The organism is Ruegeria sp. YTSC199 (assembly GCF_059609725.1).
In genome coordinates this window covers 1-1,824 of record NZ_JBXWMF010000069.1, presented here as the reverse complement: position 1 = coordinate 1,824, position 1,824 = coordinate 1, and the positions used below count along the sequence as shown (strand labels likewise).

At 53.3% G+C, this 1,824-nt stretch carries 1 protein-coding gene; it reads left to right on the top strand.

The features are described 5' to 3' along the window. Nucleotides 1-66: 66 nt before the first annotated feature. Entirely contained in the window at nt 67-1,632 is a 1,566-nt protein-coding gene (locus AC2FEE_RS25545) for an alpha/beta hydrolase (RefSeq protein ID WP_496868218.1), read from the top strand. Nucleotides 1,633-1,824 lie beyond the last annotated feature (192 nt).

Sequence of the window (1,824 nt, the reverse complement as noted above, 5' to 3'; positions counted from 1 at the left end):
TAGATTGAAACTACAGCGAGCCTGATCCTCCTAAGCCAATCAAACGCTCGTGTTCCAAATCATTCGATGACGGACATGGCGCAAGGCGTTCTCGGCGGCCTGGTCATGTCGCTTGGATACTTGATAGGGAAAGTGATTGGCTTGATCTGGCTTGCAGCCGACCTGCCTGTAATTCCACGTAAGCTGGCTGTTCTGCGTGATGTGTCCCTTACGTGTACAGTACTGACTCTCGGGGTCTGGTCGAGCACCCTTAACCTTGAGTGGCAGAACGATTTGCGTGGCAAGATGGGACTTGAAGAGGCGGAAGCCCCGTACCTGATGACAATGCTGCCCATCGCGTTGCTAACCTTTTCCGCCGCCTATCTGATAGGCAAATTGATTGAAGGCATGTTTCGGTGGACGCGCGCTAAATTCTATCGCTTCATGCCACCACGGCGGGCCAATGTCCTCGGCGCTTTAACGGTGTTCACGATACTACTGATCGTAACACGAGATGGTGTTTTCGATCGGGTAGTCGCTACGCTCGACGAAAGCTACGAGGCGGCTCAGGAACTATTTGACACCGCGCCACCAATGCCTGCCAATCCAAACAAAGCCGGATCGTCTGCCTCGCTCATCGACTGGGCAGCTATGGGCAAGCCGGGCCGCGACTTTGTCGAGACCGGGCCGGATGCGGAAGCTATTTCAAAATTTTCTGGCAGACCCGCCTTGGACCCAATCAGGGTTTATGTGGGTCGGGCAAATGCCGACACACCAATGGAGCGGGCGGAACTGGCTTTAGCGGAGCTGAAACGCCTTGGTGCCTTCGAACGAAAGATCATGATTGTAACAAGCCCCACCGGAACCGGTTGGATGGATCCGGGATCGCACGATCCTGTCGAATACATGCATAACGGTGATATAGCGACTGTAAGCGTTCAGTATTCCTATATGCAATCACCGCTTGCTTTGGTTCTTGAAACCCGCACTGGCCTGGATCAGGCGACTGCTCTTATGGAAGTTGTACATGACTATTGGCGTACCCTCCCGAAAGAAAATCGCCCAAGGCTTTATTCGCATGGATTAAGTCTCGGGGCTTGGTCGTCAATGTATGCAACCAACCTGCTTCGTCTGGTTGGTGATCCTATCGATGGCGCGTTCTGGGTGGGGCCGCCATTTCCTTCAGACTTTTGGCAGCGCGTTCAGAATTCTCGTCAACCGGGAAGTCCATGGGTTTTGCCGACAATTGGTGATGGTTCGATTGTACGCTACGCTTCCCACTTCTCGGACGCGTCAGAGGCTGCGGCTGATTGGGGCCAGATGCGAATAATATTCTTGCAGTACTCAAGTGATCCAATTGTCTTTTACGATCCGTTTTCCTTCTGGCGCGCTCCTCCATGGATGAAGGAACCACCTGCTGAAGATGTTTCAGAACACCTTACGTTCATACCGGTTGTGACCAAGTTTCAGTTGGCCCTCGATATGGCGCTATCTTTCGGGACACCGCCTGGACATGGGCATGCCTACTATGCCGGGGATTACATAGGTCCGTGGGTACAGGTTACTGCACCCGAGACCTGGACTGCAAAAGACACAGAACGCCTCATGGCTCACTGCGATCTTGGACTCCAGTATGGGTGTACAAACAATTGACTTTTTTAGGCCCCTGCCACGCGTCGGCTAAAACAACGACATAAATCAGGGAGTAAACCGTCAGTAAGGGAACAGCATTGGGGCGATGATCACCGCGACAGTGCCGGTCAGGATCGTGAGCGGCACACCGAGCTTGAGGAAGTCAGCAAAACTATACCCCCCGGGTGCAACGACCAATGTGACCACAGGTGT